A 16145-nucleotide genomic window follows, 5' to 3' on the forward strand; every position below is an offset into this window, starting at 1 on the left:
GCACGAAACGGACAGGCCCACGCGATGGAGCCCCGACCAATGGGCCGCAACGCCGGATCCGACGCGTCGGCGTCATCAAAGTCCGGCGCGGCCGAGCGGATGGGGTGGGATTCGAACCCACGGTAGAGTCTCCCCTACGACGGTTTTCAAGACCGTTGCCTTCGACCACTCGGCCACCCATCCGGACGTAGGACGCAAATCTACCAAGTCCGTTCCCAGGACGAAACCGACCCAAAATTCGGTTTGACTCGGCCGGCCCCACTTGTATCATTGAATTAATACAAGAGGCCAAGCAATGCAAATCCACGTCCGATCCGATTCGACACCGATCTATCAGCAGATCGTCGATCAGGTTCGGCACCGAATCGTCGCCGGTTTACTGAAACCTGGCGAGGAGATGCCGACGATCCGCGGGCTGGCCGAATCGCTGCGGGTCAACCCGAACACCATTCAGCGGGCTTATCGCGAATTGGAAAATGAGGGTCTGGTTGAAAAGCGTCGAACCCGTGGAACGTTCGTCGCCGAATCGCCCACCCGCCAAGGCGTCCGTGAGCGGCGACGCCTGTTGATCCCCCACGTCGACCACTTGCTGGTACGTGCCGAAGGCCTGGGCATCGATTTCGATGAACTGGTCGATCTGCTTGACAAACGTCGCCAGAAAATCCTTTCCGATCAGGAGCCCTCGTCATGAATCACGCGATCAAACCATCCGGCAATGAATTGGCTGTGAAGGTCAGCGGACTGACGCGCCGTTTTCGTGGCAAGGTGGCCGTGGACGACGTCGATCTACAAATCCCTGCGGGCCAAGTGTTCGGATTGGTGGGCGTCAACGGCAGCGGAAAAACCACACTGATCCGCCACTTGATCGGCGGATTGATGCCACAATGCGGCTCGGTCCGGGTCCTGGGGCTGGATCCGATCGCCGACCGCGTCGACGTCCTGCGACGCACCGGATACCTGACCGAAGAAGACACGCTGCCGCGTTGGATGCGTGTCGGTGAACTGTTGGATTTCTATCGTGGCGTTCAGCCCAATTGGGACCAACGATTTGCTGGCGAGCTGTGCGACATGTTCCGGCTGGACCGGACTCAGAAACTGTCCAGTCTTTCTAAAGGCGGACGTGCACGGGTGGGATTACTTGCGGCGATCGCTCATCGGCCGGAACTGTTGATCCTGGACGAACCGAGCAGCGGATTGGATCCGATCGCACGGGGCGAGATCCTGGAAACCGTCATTCGGACCGTGAACGACGATGGCCGAACGGTCTTGTTTTCCAGCCATTTGCTGGACGAAGTCGACCGCGTTTGCGATCGCGTCGCGCTGATCCACGGCGGTCGCATCATCGAAGAAGTCGAATTGCTGTCGCTGGGGCAACAGTACGAAGAAGTCGTGGGGCGGTCCGACGGCCCGGAAGCCCCCCTGGGCGACTCCTATGCATCCTTTGGTTACAAGTCGGACGGTCAAGAATGGTCGGTGCTGCGGCGGACAGACGATTCGATCAACCGGTCCGAAACGGATCCGTCTTGGGTGTCACGCCCCGCCACGCTGTCTCGCTGGTTCGACGCCCGCGTCAGCCAGCAAGAGAATCGGATCCCGCAGGAGTCGGCATCATGAATTCGACCGCATTTTTGGGACGTTTGCTGTTTGCACGACATCGATGGTTCTTGCTGACCATGGTCCCGATGTTGATCGTCACGGCCTTGCTCGGACACACATCACTGTCGTTGGCACCCCAGACAACCTTGTCGGATGTCTGCGTTCAGCTGTTCTGCCTCACCATGATCGTCGCGTTTTGCGGCGGTGCGATCTTGCTGGATTTTTGCCCCCAAGGCGACGTGGGCGGCTTGTCGGGAATGTTCGAACCTTGGCTGCTTCGCACACCATTATCCACTTGGCGTTTGGCGTTGGTTCCGATCATCGCCAAAACCGTTTGGATCCTGACGCTTTGGTTACTGCTATTGGCCTTGTTCGTACACAGCGCCGTCAACGTTCGGTTGGATTTGGTTTCGATCCTGGCACCCCCGATCACGTTGTCAGCAATCAGCGTTGGTCTGAGCGCGATTTTGTGGCGTCCCTACGCCAGCAGCCTGCGACGCATGGCGCTGCTGATGCTGTACGCGGTGGTCTGCTACGGCCTGTTGTTTGCAGTGCTGACGGCCTGTTTTGAACAACAGCGGTTCCACTGGATTGTGCGAACGGGCACGTTGGTCGGCTGTGTTTTGTTGTGGATGTTGCTTGTCCGTGTTGCCGTCGCGCAATTGGAACAATCGCGTAGCCACAGCTTGGGCCGCATCGCGGCATCGCCCCGCCCGGATCTTCAATCGTGGTGGTGGACGTTGGACCGACAACCGCGGCCCTGGGCGACGGGCGATTGCAGCTGCGCGTTGCGATGGCACGACGCGGCGCGGGCCCGCCGTGACGTCACCCGATCGTTGTGCTGGATCGCCGCTCCGGTGCTTTTCTTGATTTGTTGGCAATGGCCAATGATTGGCATGCTGGCGTTTCTGGTGCCTTGCATGGTTCTTTGGACGTTGTTCAACGCCTGCGCCGCGATCTATGAACCACGTGGCTTCAGCGACCGATCGCCGTTGCCTGAATATCTAATTTCACTGCCGTTGTCGCAATTCGACCTTTTCCGTTCCCGTTTGTCGGTGACCGTGCGAACGGCAGTGACTTGGTCTGCCGCCTTGGTAACGGGGATCGCGATCGCGACGTGGCTGGGCGGACATCACGAAACGATGTTTCGGCTGTGGCGGTTGGGCGACACGGGGTGGATCAAGCCGACATGGATGGGGGTGGGGGCGACGCCAAAACTGATCAGCTTGTGGGTGGTTCTTTGGGCGTCATTGTTGACGCTGGGACTGGGGCGGGTCATCGCGTTTCAGTGGATTGTTTCCTCCGAGCACGCACGCTGGCTGGTCTACGGTTGCCTGACGGTGATTTTGTCAGTCATCGTCGGAACCATCGCTTGGATCTTGTGGCAAATCAGCAATCGTCCTTGGGATCAGATCCGCGAAGACGTGGTGGCGGCGACGCAGTACCTACCCTGGATCATTGGCACTCTGTTGACGGCCAAAGGGATTCTGGCGATTGCCGAAAGCCACCGTTTGACTCGGAATGACTGGATCAAGCCGCGCCAATTGTGTTTCATCTGGGCAAGCTGGGCAGCCTTTATCGCCACCATCGCAATCATTTTGTGGTTATTGAAACCTTATACCCCGTTGGGATTCGCCGCCGTTTTGTCGGGCACTGCGTTGACGATGCCTCTGTGGCGTTTGCTGCGAATCATCGGCGGAATTCGGTCCAGCCTTCACCAGTGACAATCATGGTTGAAGAGGCGTATTTTCGCGGGGGCGCCACCATTCGCTGCGGGTTCGTCGCGTCAGCCCGTCATGTGGCATCCATGTGCGACAAATGAAGATTTCATAAATCTTCGAATCCCGGAAACTGGGCGGTTAAGCTTTCGATCACAGAAAGCTTGCATCAAGCCTAACGTTTTGCTCACTGAACACGTTTCATTGGTGGACAATCGTCCGTTAGCAGCGGCGGGACTTTCGTCGCTGCGTGCGGGCGGTTTCAATGCAACGAACACGCGTCTTGGTGCGCCCCAGAAACCGCCCCAATGGATCGACGGAACGGGCGGCTATCCCGACGGATCGTCCTTTTTTCACACAGTATTTTTTTCATCTCCATCCGACGGACAAAACGAGTGATGAAGCGAAACGGTTTCACTCTGGTCGAATTGCTGGTGGTCATCGCGATCATCGGTATCTTGGTCGCCCTGCTGTTGCCTGCCGTTCAATCGGCCCGTGGCGCGGCACGGCGAATGAGCTGCCAGAACAACATGAAGCAGTTGGGACTTGCCGCCCACAACTTTGAAAGCACCTACAAGAAGTTCCCGCCGGGGCTGACGACGTTCGTCAACAATAGCCCCCGGGACTGGTACGGCAACACCGTCTTCACCTACATCCTGCCCTACCTGGAACAACAGTCGATCTACGACAAGTGGGACTGGTCGGACACGTACGAAGCGGCCCAAAACAACACCAGCGACCCGTTGGACCCGACGATCAAGTCGGTCGACGCGGCATCGGCCCAAGTGGTTCCGACTTACCTGTGCCCGAGCGACGTGGCGCCGGAAACGGTGTTCGAATTAGATTATGACGTCACCGGATACGCGACCGGTTATTTCAGCCTGTGTAGCTACTTGGCCAACGGCGGAACACACAGCACCTACTTCCGCGACACCGACATGCAAGACGACGGCATGTTCTTCATGACCGGTGACGACAGCCAACCGGAAAGCTACCAGCGATTCCTGGAAGACGGAAAAGCACCGGCCCGTTTCGCCGATTGCATCGACGGCACCAGCCAAACGTTCTTGTTCGGCGAACGATTCCATTACGACCAGTTCTTCGACGCCAAGCTGCACAACGTTTCGCGTAAGTACAGCCGTTACCCGATCAACCGCTGGGGTGCCTGGGCCTGGACCGGTGGCGGCAACGGCACGACGCACGTCTTCGGATCGACTCGCGTTCCGCCGAACTATCAAACGCCCGAAGATGCACCGTCGTCTTACGCTTCGGTCAACTTGCGGATGTCGGCTTTTGGCAGCGGTCACGTCGGCGGAACCAACTTTGCTTTCACCGACGGCAGCGTCGCTTTTATCAGCGATTCGATCAACATGGTGACTTACCAAGCCCTGAGCACCAAATCGGGTCGCGAGATTCTGGACGAAGAATATTGATCCGTCGGTCGTTACCGAACGAGTGTTCGGTAACGGCAATCCGACGCTGATCGAATCCCCCGCGTCTGTCACGGGCTCCGCCGCGTGCAGACGCGATTTTTTTTGAATCGTCCCGTCGATATCTGGCGGGCCCGTCGACCAAAACACCACCTGCGAAAACGACCGTGCGGTGCCAGACGATTTTGCGTCGCACCGGCCCGGCGTATGAATGAATCATGCAACGCCACGTTATCTTTGCTTTGTTGATCCCCGCCGTGCTGTTGATGGTGGGATGTGATTCCGGAATCGAACTGGGACAGGTCACCGGGACAGTGACCAAGGACGGCGAGCCTGCGCCGGAAATCTGGATCAACTTCATGCCCGATCCGGATGAGGGAACCGAGGGTGCGATCTCCAGCGCGATCACCGACCAAGACGGCCGCTATGAATTGCAGTACCAGGGCGAAAACAAAGAGCCCGGTGCTGCTGTTGGCGCCCATCGCGTGGTGGTCAACGACCTGGTCCCCGAAAACTTTCGTGGACAAGGTCGTCCTCCAAAATCCCGCGTTCGACCGGAGATGATGCACGCGGGCGACACGCCGTTTCGATTCGAAGTCAAACCGGGCCAGCAACAGATTGATATCGATCTGGATATCTAGGCGACTTTTTTTCCGCCCGGTGCACGCAGATCAAACAGCCCAAAGATCTCTTCTTTGGTCAGCCCGCTGCTGCGTGTCGGCGCATCGGTTTCGCCTTGGGCAAACAGTTCATCGAACATTTGCCGCTTCTGGTCCAGCACGTCGGCAATTCGTTGTTCGATCGTGTTCGCCGCTAACATCCGTGTCACGGTGACCGAACCGGCGGCACCGATGCGATGGGCGCGGTTGATCGCTTGGTCTTCCACGGCAGGATTCCACCAGCGGTCGAACAGAAACACATAGCGACAGAACTGTAGGTTCAGACCGACACTGCCGGCGCCGTAGCTCATCAGGATCACGTGAGAATCCGGATCGTTTTTGAAGCGATCGATGACCTGTTCGCGTTGCTTGTGGGGCACTTTGCCGTGGTACTCCAGCGGCCCGAAAGCTTGCAGCGGACCTTTCAGCTTTTCGATCGTCTTGGTCCATTGGCTAAACACGATTGCCTTTTGGCCACTGGCGGCGACCTCTTCCATGTCGGCGACCAACTGATTTTTCTTGGCACTGCTGCCGGTGACCGGGTCAAAGTTGCAGATTTGCTTCAATCGCAACACCAATTCGAACACATGCTGGACGGTCAGTGCCTGTTCCAGTTCCTCCAGGTGAATCACGCCTTCCGATTCGGCTGCTTCGTACCGTTCCCATTGCTCCGGTGTCAGGTCTAGTTCGGAATCGCGATACAGCTTTGGCGGCATGTCGTCCAAGACCATGTCTTTGGTACGCCGCAAAATGTGTTCGCGTGATGCCTTGGCCATTGCGGTCATCGGCATGCCTGGCGACAGATACCCAGGCGACAGAAAATCGAAGATGCCGACCAAATCGTCGGGACTGTTTTCCACCGGCGTACCGGTCAGCGCCCAAGATCGCGTACGCGAGATGCTTTTGACGACTTCGCTGGTGGTGCTGGTTCGGTTCTTGATGCGTTGGGCTTCGTCCAACACGCACAGGTCGAAATGATTGCCTTCATCCAAGACGTCATCTCGGTCCCGCATCAACAGTTCGTAGTTGGCAATCTTGACGGGCACTTCGCGGCTGGCCCACTGGAAGCGCCGCTTGGCCTGATTGCCTTCGATCGCCGCAACGGGGACTTCCGGCGCCCAAGTCTTGAATTCCCTCAGCCAGTTCGACACCAGTGGTTTTGGACAGATCAACAGGACACTGCGGACTTCGCCGCTGCACAACAACAGACGAATCGTGCTGATTGCCTGCATCGTCTTTCCCAGCCCCATTTCGTCGGCCAGCACGCAACTGTACCGCGGGAACATGAACGCAATGCCGTCCAGCTGGTATGGGAACGGTTGGAAAGGAAAGTTCAATTGGCCGCTGCCGACCAGCGAATCCAGTGGCGGTTGCAACAGGTAGTACAGCCGGTCTTGAAGTTTGACCACGTCGCTGGGCGGTCGAATGCGAGTGGACGTGCGAGCCGGTCGATCCTTTTTGGGACGTTTCCGTCTCTGCGTCGACGCGTCTGCATTGCCAGAGTTCGACGCGGTGTCGTTTGGCAATTGCCAATGACTGCCTTCGGGGAACACGAACCCGGTCGCGCGGCACTTCAGCGTTGTCGCACGAATCGTCACGGACCGAGGACGAATCGGTTCGATGTCCAGAGTGTGTGTACCGGAGGGAACTAGATCCTTGACCGACCAACTGTTGGCGTCATCCAACGTTGCGACGAGGTCTCCGCCAGAACGTGAATGTCCCAAGCGCATCGCGACCGGATCAGGCCGGACGACTTGGCTGGCGGGAAGGTCGGCCGGCCGAAAGGGACGCAGCAACGGTGGGCGCGATTCGAATGAGTGATCGTCCGCGGTCATGCTGCCCGCGCCAACTGAGAATGCGCCTCGCGAATCGCTTCGTGAATTCGGTCGAAGGGTTCTTCGACATCCGGAAAGCTGGGCAATGCTTCGTTCAACGATTCAACGCGTGGCAAATGCTCCATCGCGACCAGCAAATCGCTGCCGGCGAAATGGGCTTCGGCGGCCCCGGCGATCATGTCCGACGCGATCGGCCCCTCGTCGTCCTGGGCAGCTTGACGCACCAGTGCGACCGGACAATCCGCCAAAGTGTCCAGCGCCATCGCTTCGGCTTGGCGACACAAAATCATCGACAGCGGACAGCGACAACTCTTCAGCAGCACCGAGGCAATGACCTCCCCGATCAAGTGGTCACGGATCGTGGGCCCGAACAAAATTTCGTGTGTTTTGGTCGGGCGAACTGGCAGCGTGCAACGAAACTCCAGCGGCCGCCCTGTCTCATTCAACACCAACAGCCCGCCCGTCCAGCCGGTCGCTTCGCTGTGGACGACACCGTAAAAACCGAGAGCTGGAGGCGAACTAGTGTGCGTCATGCGGCTGGAATTGGGGGGTGCAATGGCGGACGCGGATCGGTCAGAAAAAAATCCGCGACGCCGACTTCAGGTGATACTTCCGAAAGTTGGTTTCGGTCACCAAGCGATTCGGACTTTAACGGTCGATCCGAATCAATCGATCAGGGATTCGGGCGGACAATTCCAGCCTTTTACGAGGTTTCGCTCACGACACCGCGCAAATTTGCCGGGTCATCCGCATTTCCTGGTCACCCCTGGAAACGCCGGGTTATAATCGGCCAAGTTGTCACACCTTGTCCGATTCCCGCTGCCCCAAAGTGACGCGATGTCATACGAACAAGAGCCGCTTTCGCCCATGTTTCGCATCGATGTTTCGCCCGAAGCGGAAACACGCCCCGAGGCGACTTTTGAACAAGTGACGATCCAGTTGCTGCAACAACTTGTTTCCACCCAGCAGCAACAGAACAAGTTGCTGGAGTCATTGGTGCAGCAAAACGCGGCCGCCCAGCAACAGCGTTCCAATGAACTGCAACAGTGGCGTCAAGCGAACCCGGGATTGTCCAAAGACTGTCGCGAAGCTGCCGAGCTGTTAAGCGAGGTGCAGACCCGTTTTCTGGCGAATCTGACCGAAGAAATTCGTGATTCCGGCGAGCACTTGGTCGAAGGCGAATTCATGATGAACGAGTTCGTCGATCGCTTTGGCCCGCGGATGGCTCATCTGAATGGCATCCTGCAAGTTTTGGCTCAACTGGGCACCGGCGAATCCGCCGCCCAGCAACAAGAACAGTAGTCTTCGCTGGCTTTTGGCCGACGGACGACGTGATCCGCTGACGGAACACGATTCCGCCGGCCGACTCTTTTTGCCGAATCGATCGGACGACAGTTATTTCTGCTGGATCAGTCGGTGGCGATGTCGATTCGTTGACCGGTGCGGCTGCTCTGTCCGGCGGCGACCAAGATCTCGTTGGCTCGGAATGCGTCCTGCAAATCACTGATGCTGCGGACCAGACTGGTGACCCCGCGGTGAAACTGGACCAGCAACTGCTCGCCCACGGGGCATTCGGCGTCCAGGGATTCGACGTGCCGGCCGGCATCATCGAACCAGACTAAAGAGCTGGGCAGATCCAAAAACGCGATACCTCTTTCGCAACAAACGTGCATGTCGGCGGGCCGGCGGAAGGTCAACGCTTCTTGCCACTGCGATGGGATGTAGTTTCCGCTGCTCATTTGTGCGATCACAGGCGGGAGATCACCGTCGGGTCCGAAGTTAAGCGTCAAACTGCGATAGCCAGATCCCGGTCTTCCACCACCACCTTCTTGGGTCGGTGGATCGGCCGACAAAACCGTCGACGGTTCGCGTCCGACCACATAGCGGCACCAATCGATCGTCTCGACCAACTCACGCTCGTTATCGCAGTGACCGTTGTCGCCACGGGGCGACGGTTGGTCCAAACGACGGTGGCAAAACAGCATTTTCGGCTGGCCCAATCGCGTCGCGATCAGCTCCTTTAACCGCAAGGTCGCGGGTGCAAATCGACGCGGAAATTCCGTCATGAAGGCGACGCCGGAATGCTCGATCCGCTCGCGGATTTCACGGTCGGCCGCCGGATCGAATCTTAGATCACTGGCCCAATAAACCGCTTTGCCGGCTTCGCATGCGGCCAGAGCGGGCAACCAGCCCAGCCAGGATCGTTCCAAAACCAAAATCGCATCGATATCGGACCGAGCGCAAATCGCACGATAGCCATCGACCGGATCGGCCTGAAATTCCGCCGCACAGCTTTCGGCAAGCTTGGGCACCGTACCGTAGACCGCACGGACGTCGAAACGGTCCTGCAGCACGCGTAATGCGGGACGATGGCGTGTTTGCCAAGCGGTCCCCAGCCCGATCAATCCAAGGTTCAATTTCATTCACGCCCCCGTAGCGCGACGCGCCGCCGACGTTCAAACGCATCGGATAGGGTCGACGCGATCCATCGGCGTAACAAGTTGTCACCAAGGCGGCTCTGGGGAGGAAAACAGGGTCCCCTCCGCATGACGGAACCTCGGATTAAAAAACGGATTCCTCGTAACCGCTTGGCTTCGAACAGTTTAGCGTTTGCTGGTCGGCGAGACAGCCCGCCGAAACGGAACCTTAACAAGGCACTACCGGTCGGCAATCTGCCATGAAGCCACAGCCCCTTGCGGCCCCCTTGTCGACTCCTATACTCCGCCCAGCTTGCCCGGCAGCGATAGTCGCCAAAGCTTCGCCAGACTCACTATCTGGGGGGTGATTGGCCCAGGAGGCCGGGTATTTGGGATGCTCGATGCGACGGACGGTCCCCGAAAGAACTCGGGCCAATTTCGTCACGGACGGCTCTCTTTTCGTTTTCCGACACGACACGGGTTTTTCGCGTGTCCGACCGTTCGCCTTGGAAACAAGGGTTCGTTCGGAACAGCGTCAAACACTGGGTCAATTCGAAAAGAATTCGAATCGTCGGCTGATCTTCGAGAAGTTTGGCTGGGGTTCAAGGATTCTGTTTTTCTCCCTTTTCACCTCGGGAAACCGCATCCAACGCCTGACGTCGTGCGGTGGTGCCCGTCTGATTTGCCGGCAAGGTGCCGGCACCTTGGTCCCAAAGCCAGTCCCTGGAACGAGGAAGCTTTGCATGTTTTTGCTGCTATTTGCCGCAGCCGTCACGACAGCCAGCCACGTTGAAACGCTGCCCAGCGATTACAACCTGGCGTACAAGCAATCTGTCGCTGAACACAAACCCCTGATGGTCATGGTCGGCGCCCCCTGGTGCCCGGCATGCAACGTCATGAAGGACACCACGCTGAAGAGTATCGAACAGTCCGGCGAACTGTCTCAAGTCAGCTTTGCCGTTGTCGATCGCGACGCTCAGCCTGAATTGGCCGAACAGTTGCTGAAGGGTGAAAAGATGATCCCGCGATTGATCGTCTTCACCAAGATCGATGGCGCGTGGAAGCGAGAAGAGCTGAAGGGTTACCAGCCCACGCAGCCGGTCCGATCATTGATCCGCCGTGCCGTTTCGCGCGTGCATCACAACTGATTCTTTGGATTGCTGACCACATTTTCGGCAATCCGGGATCGATCGACATGGCTCCGGGATCAGAAAATCCCCGCGTTTGCGGGTCTGGGAATCAGGGCCTAGCGAAAATCTGCGACGAATCGCCCCGGCCTGTTTGCACCGGTCGGGGCTTCTGGGTCGCGTGTTTGGTAAAAAACCATTGCGATCGGTGAATCCGTGTGCGGCTCACCGATCCGTCGGGATGTGCAGTCGCGGCGTCCATCAGGTGTGATTCTTCTGCGATCGTCGCGAAACAGGCCGCCACTTCGGGCTGAACGCGGACGTCATTTCTCGCTAGGATTGTCGCTGCACCGATGACCGCCGGCTCCCACTCATTGGTTTCAATGGTGTGGAACGACGAATATCTGAATGATCGCGTCGGCGCAACTGCCACCTCTCACTCCCCACCCACTGACGCCATGGAAGCCGAAGCGAAGGGCATGAACTTTCCAGACGAATTGTCCCATTTGGTCCGCACTGATGAACCGCTCGGCCCTCTGGTTTGGCTGGGAATCGGCGGCCCCGCTCGTTTCTTTGCCGAGCCCTTGGACTGGGACCAATTTGCCCAGCTCTACTCGTTTGCCGTCGCCGAGGGGATGGCCGTGCGAGTTTTGGGTAGCGGCAGCAATGTCTTGGTGCGTGAAGCCGGATTTGACGGGCTGGTCTTGTCGATGGCCGCAGCCCCGACCAGTGAATTGAGGATTGATGGCAACCGTTTGGTCGCCGGGGCGGGCGCAAAATTGTCCAACGCCGTGATCAAATCCGTCGGCGCCGGCTTGGCAGGGCTGGAGCATCTTATCGGGATCCCGGGAACGGTGGGCGGCGGCGTGATCGGCAACGCTTCGGCCGGCGGACGCGATCTTGGATCGGCAGTGGCGGAGATTTCCGTGCTCGACAGCACCGGTACACGGCGATCAATCAGCCAAGAAGATGCCGGATTTGGTCACCGAAAAACGTCGTTGGTCGGCCAAATTGTCTGCGAAGTCACCTTTCAGTTGGAACCCAGCGACATCACCGCGCTGAACAAGCGGATGCAAAAGCTGTGGATCAGCCGTAATTCACAGCGGCCCAGTCAGCATAGCCGAATCGCCATGCCCTTTGTCGATCCCGACGGGATATCGGCGGATGAATTGATTCAGAATGTTGGACTGGCGGGCATCCGCGAGGGCGACGTGTCGCTGGACAGTCGCCAACCGAATTATTTGATCGCCCACGAAGGGGCGACCAGCGAACAGTGCGTGCGGTTGATCGATCGCATCCGCGAACAAGTCCATCTGCAAACCGGGGTCGACTTGCAGCTGAATCTACAGATTTGGTAGCACAGATCAAAGTGAAACGCGTTGGGCCAGGGAAAACCAGGCCGTTGACTTTGGAAGGATCAGAACCTTGGCGAAGGATTCGCCCCCACAGGATTCGCCACGGCCTATTCGCCGTCTGCTGACCCGGCTGATCAAAGCTCCCGCGGTCCTGGCTATCCTTTGGCCTGCACTCTTGCTGTGTGTGGGCTACTGGGCCTGGCATCAATGGGGCGCCGAACACTTGGCACGCCGGTATTTCGGTGTCCGCGAAGAACAGATCACCGTATCCGAACCGCCGGAATCAATCCGCAGCAAAGTTGCTGATTTGGTCACGGATGTCTACGAAGACACCGCGATGGACCAATTGTCTTTGTTGGACGCCGGTGCGTCATCAAAAATTGCCTCGGCGTTTGCAATCCATCCGTGGGTTCGCCAAGTCATCAGCGTGCGAAAATTGCCCGGTGGCGCGGTCGACGTCCGCCTGGCGTATCGTCGCCCCGCCGCAATGATTTACTCGGCCGGCGAAAACGGGTTTTTTGCCGTCGACGGTGACGCGGTGTTGTTGCCCGACAAACATTTCAGCCCCAGCGATACCGAGCGGTACTGCCATATTTTCGTCCCACAGTTCAAACCGTCGCGGAATCAATTGATTCCCGGTCAAGCGTTTGGGGATCCTCGGATCCGAGCTGCGGCGAAACTGGCCGATTACTTGAACATTGCCAAGTCCGTCTCGGATGCCGGCGATGTTCAAGTCCGGGCGATCCAAGTGGTCGGTGATCCCAGGCAAAATCCTGAACCGCAGCTGGAGGTGCTACAGGGCACCCGTCAGCAGTTGGCCGCCCATTACCGCGGCGACAGCAATGCGTTACAGCGTGTGTTCTGGGGCAGCGCACCGGGCTCGGAGATGCCCGGTGAAGTCGCCGCCTCGATCAAGCTACAACGCCTGATCGCCGGCGTCGCCCCCGGCGCCAATCTCAGCATGGCCACTCAACCTCACTAAGCGTACAGACCGTCGAAGCAACCACCAGTTCCAGCCTTCCTAGATGGTGCCACCCACCATTCACTTGACTCCGGTGAACGGATGTGACAGATTCTGGATCAGGAGGAGATGCCCGATGCCGCGACCGAAGCGTTCTGAACAATTCGACCCTGGCGAAGTCTGCATTGTGCACGTGGTGCAACGGTGCGTTCGTCGAGCGTTTTTGGCCGGCGTCGATCGAGAATCCGGAAAAGACTATTCGTTCCGCAAGGAGTGGATTCGCCGGCGAATGGAAGCACTCGCCTCGGTCTTTGCGGTCGATGTGCTTTCGTACGCGGTGATGAGCAACCACATGCACCAGATCCTCCGCAATCGCCCGGATGTCTGCTGCCGGTGGTCCGACGAAGACGTTGCGATCCGCTGGTTGCGAGTATTCCCCGGTCGCAGACTCGAGGAACATCTTGCCGAACCTACGGAAAACGACGTCCAAACGTTGGTGCGGGACAAGGAAAGACTGGCCGAAATCCGCAGGCGTCTGGCGGACATCTCGTGGTTCATGCGGGCGCTGTCCGAACCGATCGCTCGAATGGCGAACAAACAGGACGATTGCACAGGGCGTTTCTGGGAAGGACGCTTCAAATGCCAGCGGATCGTCGACGAGGCGGGACTGTTGGCGTGCAGCATTTACGTGGATCTGAATCCGGTTCGTGCCGCGATGGCGGAGTCGCCCGAACAAACGCCACACACCAGCGTTTACGACCGGGTCAAAGCATGCCAGGGTGCCAAACTGGATTCGGCTGCATTCGATTTGAGACCGATTCCGACTGACGAAACGGGCACAAAAATCCGCGACACCCCGGTGGACGAACTTCGTCAGGAACGGAAAAAGAAACGACAATACCCGACTTGTCGAAAGATCTTGCGCGATGGCTGGCTCAGCCCGCTGACTCTGTTACCGGACAAACTATCCGATGAACCGGAGGTCCACACTGGTGGCGTGCGTAGCAGCGACAAAGGTTTTCTGAACATGACATGGAAGGATTACTGGGAACTGCTTCGCTGGACGGCCAGACGATCAGTCGAAGAAACGAATCTCAAAGTTCCTGCGTCCTTGCGGAAGACACTGCAAGCGCTAGGCATCGACCTGTCGATGTGGCGGGATCTGGTTTGGAACTGGCAGAAGTACTTTGGCAATAGCGTCTGTGTGGGCCATCCGGAATCAATCAAACAGCATGCCGCCGAGACCGGCCATCATCACCATCGTGGTCAAGCGTCGGTCAAAAGTTGCTTTGCACCAGGTTGATCAAAGAGCCCCTTCCGATTCAGTGCCGTTGGAATTGGTCTGCGTTTGTTTCGCACGCAACGAGAAGATCTCGCGCCGCAGCGACGACAACTTGGAGACCATCCAAACCAAAGGCTGCTCTCTATCGCCTGTGTTTCAGGCAACTGCATCGGAACTGAATAACGGAAGCCCAATCGCTGCACAGAGCCGAAGAAACGGCGGGCCAACGACACGCTCACCAAGGTTCGCAGTATGCTTGCGATCAAAGCGAATCAATCACGCTTGGCCATGAATTTGATTCTCGGACGCACGACCAACAGACACCTGCTGAAGTGCCGGCCGAGACGATCGCCGCCGATACAACAGCCACGGTCAAATCTGAAAGCCAAGACCGCTGAACGCTGCAACTGAACTGACTCGCATTGCCCCGCTTTAATTCCCCCCGTCCCCTTAAACGCGGCGGCGGCGAGAGGTGCGGTTCAGGAAGCGGTCGCGGGTGGTTTTGACCGCGTCGATCAGACGCGAAGCTTCGTCGGCAGAATTGTAAAGATAAAAACTGGCGCGACAGGTTTGAGCCAACCCCAGCGATTCATGCAGCGGCATCGTGCAGTGGTGACCGGCACGAACCGCAATGCCGTCCAAGTCCAGGGACTGCGACAAGTCATGGGCGTGGATGCCGTCAACAACAAAGCTGACAATCCCACTTTTGTGTTGCGGTGCAGGTCCGATCACAGTCAGACCATCGATCTGACGTAACCCTTTATCGGCAATCTGGCACAACTGTTGTTCGTGATGATGGATGCGATCGAGTCCGATCGATTGAAGATAACGAATCGCGGCGGCCAGGCCGACAGCTTGCGCTATCGGCGGCGTTCCGGCTTCAAATTTCTCCGGAAGCCGGGCGGGTTGGAAACCGTCGCGGGTCACCAAGTGAATCATTCCGCCGCCGCCCAGAAACGGTGGCATCGCATCCAACAACTTTTCTTTGCCGTACAGCACGCCAATGCCTGTGGGGCCGCACGCCTTGTGCCCACTGAAGACGACAAAGTCGGCATCCCAATCACGAACGTTGACAGTGTGATGGGGAGCGGCCTGTGCGGCATCGACCAAAACCGTGGCACCATACTGGTGCCCAAGTTCGGTCCAGCGTTTGACCGGATATTCGGTTCCCAGTGTGTTGCTGGCCGCGGCGAACGCGAACAACTTGGGCTGATAGGTTTCTAACGCATCGGCGACCACTTGCGAGTCAATCAGGTAGTCATCACCGACGGGCAGCCATTGCAAACGACATCCGGTACGCGCCGCCACTTGTTGCCAAGGGACGATGTTCGCATGATGCTCGCTGATCGGCAGCAAGACCACGTCGCCCGCGCCAAGGTTGGTCACACCCCAGCTATGGGCGACCGTATTGATCGCCGCGGTACATCCGGCGGTGAAGATGATTTCGCGGCTGGTGCCGGCCCCGAGGAATTCGGCCACCGTTTGACGCGCCGCTTCGTATTCGGCGGTCGCTTCTTCGCTGAGCGTATGAATGCCACGATGCACATTCGCATAGCCTTCGCGATAAAACAAATTGACCGCTTCGATCACCTGATCGGGACGCTGGGTGCTGGCGGCGTTATCCAAGTAGATCAGGTCCGCGCCGCTAGCGGCTTTGCGCGCCAAGATCGGAAAGTCCGCGCGAATCGCGTCGACGTTCAGCGGGGATGTCATGACGTCTGTGTTCATCAAACTGGGTTGCTTCGTTGGCACTTGGAATGTTGTG

General features: G+C 58.0%; 14 protein-coding genes and 1 tRNA gene. 10 read left to right on the plus strand and 5 right to left on the minus strand.

The annotated features are described in order from the left end of the window. Positions 1–96: 96 nt before the first annotated feature. Positions 97–183: transfer RNA gene (locus Mal65_RS16400), tRNA-Ser, on the minus strand. A gap of 112 nt (positions 184–295) precedes the next feature. On the opposite strand from Mal65_RS16400, the gene Mal65_RS16405 reads away from it, so the two are divergent. From Mal65_RS16405 to Mal65_RS16425, 5 genes are all read left to right on the plus strand, one after another. Further along, positions 296–691, plus strand: a complete 396-nt coding sequence (locus Mal65_RS16405; protein ID WP_145299817.1) for a GntR family transcriptional regulator — start codon at positions 296–298, stop codon at positions 689–691. Next, positions 688–1614, plus strand: a complete 927-nt coding sequence (locus Mal65_RS16410; protein WP_145299820.1) for an ABC transporter ATP-binding protein — start codon at positions 688–690, stop codon at positions 1612–1614. The genes Mal65_RS16405 and Mal65_RS16410 overlap by 4 nt, the downstream gene beginning before the upstream one ends. Further along, positions 1611–3320 carry a hypothetical protein gene (locus Mal65_RS16415; RefSeq protein WP_145299824.1) on the plus strand — a complete coding sequence of 570 codons (1710 nt, stop codon included), beginning with the start codon at positions 1611–1613 and terminating at the stop codon, positions 3318–3320. The genes Mal65_RS16410 and Mal65_RS16415 overlap by 4 nt, the downstream gene beginning before the upstream one ends. A 392-nt stretch (positions 3321–3712) precedes the next feature. Beyond that, positions 3713–4747, plus strand: coding sequence for a DUF1559 domain-containing protein (locus Mal65_RS16420; RefSeq protein WP_145299828.1), 1035 nt, complete (start codon positions 3713–3715; stop codon positions 4745–4747). Positions 4748–4962: 215 nt separating this feature from the next. After that, positions 4963–5385, plus strand: a complete 423-nt coding sequence (locus tag Mal65_RS16425) for a transthyretin-like family protein (RefSeq protein WP_145299831.1) — start codon at positions 4963–4965, stop codon at positions 5383–5385. Here the strand turns inward: Mal65_RS16425 and Mal65_RS16430 are convergent. Both Mal65_RS16430 and Mal65_RS16435 read right to left on the minus strand, forming a co-directional pair. Then, positions 5382–7238: a DEAD/DEAH box helicase gene (locus Mal65_RS16430; RefSeq protein ID WP_196784233.1), complete on the minus strand. Its 1857-nt coding sequence runs from the start codon at positions 7236–7238 to the stop codon at positions 5382–5384. The two genes, Mal65_RS16425 and Mal65_RS16430, sit on opposite strands and share 4 nt — an antisense overlap. After that, the gene (locus Mal65_RS16435) at positions 7235–7771 is read right to left on the minus strand and encodes a hypothetical protein (RefSeq protein ID WP_145299833.1); all 537 of its coding nucleotides are present in this window, start codon (positions 7769–7771) and stop codon (positions 7235–7237) included. Before Mal65_RS16435 ends, Mal65_RS16430 begins: the two co-directional genes overlap by 4 nt. Before the next feature lie 304 nt (positions 7772–8075). Here Mal65_RS16435 and Mal65_RS16440 point away from each other — a divergent pair, with 304 nt between their 5' ends. Further along, the gene (locus Mal65_RS16440) at positions 8076–8540 is read left to right on the plus strand and encodes a hypothetical protein (protein WP_145299836.1); all 465 of its coding nucleotides are present in this window, start codon (positions 8076–8078) and stop codon (positions 8538–8540) included. A gap of 107 nt (positions 8541–8647) precedes the next feature. Here the strand turns inward: Mal65_RS16440 and Mal65_RS16445 are convergent, their stop codons facing one another. Continuing rightward, entirely contained in the window at positions 8648–9661 is a 1014-nt protein-coding gene (locus Mal65_RS16445; RefSeq protein WP_145299839.1) for a Gfo/Idh/MocA family protein, read from the minus strand. Positions 9662–10398: 737 nt separating this feature from the next. On the opposite strand from Mal65_RS16445, the gene Mal65_RS16450 reads away from it, so the two are divergent. From Mal65_RS16450 to Mal65_RS16465, 4 genes are all read left to right on the plus strand, one after another. Then, entirely contained in the window at positions 10399–10803 is a 405-nt protein-coding gene (locus tag Mal65_RS16450) for a thioredoxin family protein (protein ID WP_145299842.1), read from the plus strand. A 437-nt stretch (positions 10804–11240) separates the two neighbouring features. Beyond that, the gene (locus Mal65_RS16455) at positions 11241–12140 is read left to right on the plus strand and encodes a UDP-N-acetylmuramate dehydrogenase (protein WP_196784234.1); all 900 of its coding nucleotides are present in this window, start codon (positions 11241–11243) and stop codon (positions 12138–12140) included. Positions 12141–12207: 67 nt separating this feature from the next. Next, the gene (locus Mal65_RS16460; protein ID WP_145299849.1) at positions 12208–13119 is read left to right on the plus strand and encodes a cell division protein FtsQ/DivIB; all 912 of its coding nucleotides are present in this window, start codon (positions 12208–12210) and stop codon (positions 13117–13119) included. A 115-nt stretch (positions 13120–13234) separates the two neighbouring features. Beyond that, entirely contained in the window at positions 13235–14401 is a 1167-nt protein-coding gene (locus Mal65_RS16465) for a hypothetical protein (protein WP_145299852.1), read from the plus strand. A gap of 429 nt (positions 14402–14830) precedes the next feature. Here the strand turns inward: Mal65_RS16465 and Mal65_RS16470 are convergent, their stop codons facing one another. Next, a complete protein-coding gene (locus Mal65_RS16470) occupies positions 14831–16108 on the minus strand; it encodes a SufS family cysteine desulfurase (RefSeq protein WP_145299864.1) in 1278 nt (425 codons plus the stop codon). Positions 16109–16145 lie beyond the last annotated feature (37 nt).

Origin of the sequence: Crateriforma conspicua (assembly GCF_007752935.1) — a bacterium.
Classification (GTDB): domain Bacteria; phylum Planctomycetota; class Planctomycetia; order Pirellulales; family Pirellulaceae; genus Crateriforma; species Crateriforma conspicua.

Bases quoted from the DNA above. Each gene is read 5' to 3' on its own strand.
- Mal65_RS16410 (WP_145299820.1), top strand. From the start codon at position 688: ATGAATCACGCGATCAAACCATCCGGCAATGAATTGGCTGTGAAGGTC.
- Mal65_RS16450 (WP_145299842.1), top strand. From the start codon at position 10,399: ATGTTTTTGCTGCTATTTGCCGCAGCCGTCACGACAGCCAGCCACGTT.
- Mal65_RS16455 (WP_196784234.1), top strand. From the start codon at position 11,241: ATGGAAGCCGAAGCGAAGGGCATGAACTTTCCAGACGAATTGTCCCAT.
- Mal65_RS16445 (WP_145299839.1), bottom strand. From the start codon at position 9,661: ATGAAATTGAACCTTGGATTGATCGGGCTGGGGACCGCTTGGCAAACA.
- Mal65_RS16420 (WP_145299828.1), top strand. From the start codon at position 3,713: ATGAAGCGAAACGGTTTCACTCTGGTCGAATTGCTGGTGGTCATCGCG.
- Mal65_RS16415 (WP_145299824.1), top strand. From the start codon at position 1,611: ATGAATTCGACCGCATTTTTGGGACGTTTGCTGTTTGCACGACATCGA.
- Mal65_RS16435 (WP_145299833.1), bottom strand. From the start codon at position 7,771: ATGACGCACACTAGTTCGCCTCCAGCTCTCGGTTTTTACGGTGTCGTC.
- Mal65_RS16425 (WP_145299831.1), top strand. From the start codon at position 4,963: ATGCAACGCCACGTTATCTTTGCTTTGTTGATCCCCGCCGTGCTGTTG.
- Mal65_RS16405 (WP_145299817.1), top strand. From the start codon at position 296: ATGCAAATCCACGTCCGATCCGATTCGACACCGATCTATCAGCAGATC.
- Mal65_RS16430 (WP_196784233.1), bottom strand. From the start codon at position 7,238: ATGACCGCGGACGATCACTCATTCGAATCGCGCCCACCGTTGCTGCGT.
- Mal65_RS16465 (WP_145299852.1), top strand. From the start codon at position 13,235: ATGCCGCGACCGAAGCGTTCTGAACAATTCGACCCTGGCGAAGTCTGC.
- Mal65_RS16440 (WP_145299836.1), top strand. From the start codon at position 8,076: ATGTCATACGAACAAGAGCCGCTTTCGCCCATGTTTCGCATCGATGTT.
- Mal65_RS16470 (WP_145299864.1), bottom strand. From the start codon at position 16,108: ATGAACACAGACGTCATGACATCCCCGCTGAACGTCGACGCGATTCGC.